Genomic DNA, 2,837 nt, shown 5'->3' on the forward strand with positions numbered 1-2,837 from the left:
GTCACACCCCCAAGGGGCGCGGGGAACTGCGCGGGCAACCACGACGCACCCGCAGCATGCCACCGGCCGTCACACCCCCAAGGGGCGCGGGGAACTGCGCGGCCAGCCACGACGCTCCCGCAGCATGACGTCCGCCGTCACGCCCCCAAGGGGCGCGGGCAGCCGCAGCGTGATGTCGGTGGGGAACTCGGCGGCGGCGGCCGGCGGTCGGTGCAAGCCACCGTCACCGCAAGCGCCGCGCACCCCTACCGTCGCGACTTCGCCGTCGCCCACGCGTGTTGCGAGGCCACGTCCGACTTCACCTCGGTGAGTTGGACGGCGACCGCGCTCGGGGCCGTACCGCCGCGCGCGGAGCGGGACGCCAGCGCGCCCGGGACGTTCAGGACCGACCGCACCTCAGGCGTGAGATGCGCGGAGATCTTCGCGAACTGCTCGTCGGTGAGCCCGTCCAGTTCGACACCGTCGGCCTCGGCGGCCTTCACGCACTCCCCCGCGACCTCGTGCGCGACCCGGAACGGCACCCCCTGCTTCACGAGCCACTCCGCGATGTCGGTGGCGAGCGAGAAGCCGGCCGGCGCCAGCTCCTCCATCCGCTCGCGGTTGACCGTCAGCGTCGCCATCATCCCGGTGAAGGCCGGCAGCAGGACCTCCAGCTGGTCGCAGGAGTCGAAGACCGGCTCCTTGTCCTCCTGGAGGTCCCGGTTGTACGCGAGCGGGAGGGCCTTGAGCGTGGCCATCAGACCCGTCAGGTTGCCGATCAGCCGGCCGCTCTTGCCGCGCGCCAGTTCCGCGATGTCCGGGTTCTTCTTCTGCGGCATGATCGACGAGCCGGTGGAGAACGCGTCGTGCAGGGTGACGAAGGAGAACTCCTTCGTGTTCCAGATGATGACCTCCTCCGCGATCCGCGAGAGATTGACGCCGATCATCGCGGTGATGAAGGCGAACTCGGCCGCGAAGTCACGCGAGGCCGTGCCGTCGATGGAGTTGCCGACGCTGCCGTTCTCGAAGCCGAGGTCCTTGGCGACCGACTCCGGGTCGAGGCCGAGGCTGCTGCCCGCGAGCGCGCCGGAGCCGTAGGGCGACACCGCGGTCCGCTCGTCCCACTGACGCAGCCGTTCGGCGTCCCGGGAGAGGGCCTGCGCGTGGGCCAGCACATGGTGGGCGAACAGGACGGGCTGGGCGTGCTGCAGGTGCGTACGGCCGGGCATCGCGACGTCCGGGTGCGCCTCCGCCAGACCGACGAGCGCGTCCTGGAGCTCGGCGATCAGGCCGCCGATGATCCGGGCGTGGTCGCGCAGGTACATCCGGAAGAGCGTGGCCACCTGGTCGTTGCGCGAGCGGCCCGCGCGCAGCTTGCCGCCGAGGTCGGGGCCGAGCTGCTCCAGGAGCCCGCGCTCCAGGGCGGTGTGGACGTCCTCGTCGGCGACGGTGCCGACGAAGGAGCCGTCCGCGACGGCGGCCTCCAGCCGGTCGAGGCCGGCGAGCATACGGGTCAGCTCGTCGTCGTCGAGGAGGTGCGCCTTGTGCAGCACGCGGGCGTGGGCACGCGAGCCGGCGATGTCGTAGGGCGCCAGCCGCCAGTCGAAGTGGACGGACGCGGACAGCTTCGCCAGTGCCTCGGCGGGACCGTCGGCGAACCGCCCGCCCCAGAGCCGTACGTCACCACTGTTGCTGCTCACTGGCTGCGCTCCTCAGAACGATCAGAACGATAGGAAGAGGACGCCCGCAAGAGCGTCCCGCAGGGGCGCGGGGAACCGCGCGACCGGCCCGGTACGACCCGCACCTGACGACGTACCGACCGTTCCCGCAGTACATCACCGCACCGCTATGCATGATTATGCAGAGCAGCGCATGATTCGTCAATCCAGAGGGTCCTGAAGGTCAGCCACGGGGCCGAAGAGGCGTGCGGAGAGCTAATTTCCGCGCCCGTTGAACGCGAGAAACCGCTTACCCGTACTTCACCCCGAACGCAGGCGCCGCGTCCGTGAAGCACCTTCGAACCCCACTTCGAAGGCACCGCACCCCTCCCCTGACCCAAGTGAGGCATCCCCATGTCCAGGGCTCTTCCGAAGTACAACAAGCGCCGCGTGACGATCATCGGCGGCGCTGCCGCGGTGGCGTTGTCCGGAGCGGTGATCGCTGGTTCCGCCCTCGCCGGGGAGACGTCCAAGGGCAATGACGGCCAGGCCTCCACCCTCGCCTCGTCCGGGACGATCAGCTGCCCCGCCGTGGACGGCAGCCTGCCCGCGATCCCCGCCTCCGCGCAGGACGAGGTCACCAGGAACCTCGCCCTCCTGGACACCCAGATCGCCGAAGCGAACAAGCGGCTCGTCGACACCGTCGGCCAGGGCGGCGCCAACTTCGTCCAGAACGCCATCCTCGGCCCCCTGGAGGACAAGCGCATCGCCACCCTCAACCGCATCGAGACCGCCATCGGCCGCACCGCCGCCAAGCCCGAAGGCCTCGAAGCCCTCGCCCCCTGCGCACTGAACGCCGACGGCGCGGCCGAAGCGGGCGGCGAGGCGGGCGAAGAGGCCGGGGCCGAGCCGACCGAGGCGGCCACGGAGGAGGCCGGCGGGAACGCGGGCGGAGAGGACGCGGGCGACACGGGTGACGCGGGGGCCGTCGGCACGGTGAACTGCCCCGCGGTCGAGGGCAGCCTGCCCGCGATCCCCGCCTCCGCGCAGGACGAGGTCACCAGGAACCTCGCACTCCTGGACACCCAGATCGCCGAGGCAAACCAGCGGCTCGTCGACACCGTCGGCCAGGGCGGCGCCAACTTCGTCCAGAACGCCATCCTCGGCCCCCTGGAGGACAAGCGCATCGCCACCCTCAAC

General features: G+C 71.0%; 3 protein-coding genes. 1 reads left to right on the top strand and 2 read right to left on the bottom strand.

Features of this window, described 5'->3' with window-relative positions:
- Positions 1–69: 69 nt before the first annotated feature.
- Positions 70–216 (bottom strand): hypothetical protein, encoded by a 147-nt coding sequence (locus ACFWGJ_RS43155; protein ID WP_387334440.1) that lies wholly within the window; start codon positions 214–216, stop codon positions 70–72.
- A gap of 29 nt (positions 217–245) precedes the next feature.
- Positions 246–1,679, bottom strand: a complete 1,434-nt coding sequence (gene argH, locus ACFWGJ_RS43160; protein ID WP_387334442.1) for an argininosuccinate lyase — start codon at positions 1,677–1,679, stop codon at positions 246–248.
- Between the two features lie 372 nt (positions 1,680–2,051).
- Here argH and ACFWGJ_RS43165 point away from each other — a divergent pair.
- Positions 2,052–2,837 (top strand): hypothetical protein (locus tag ACFWGJ_RS43165; protein WP_387334443.1); only part of this gene is annotated, 786 nt, incomplete at its 3' end.

This window comes from Streptomyces sp. NPDC060205 (assembly GCF_042728395.1).
In the GTDB taxonomy this organism is placed as follows: domain Bacteria; phylum Actinomycetota; class Actinomycetes; order Streptomycetales; family Streptomycetaceae; genus Streptomyces.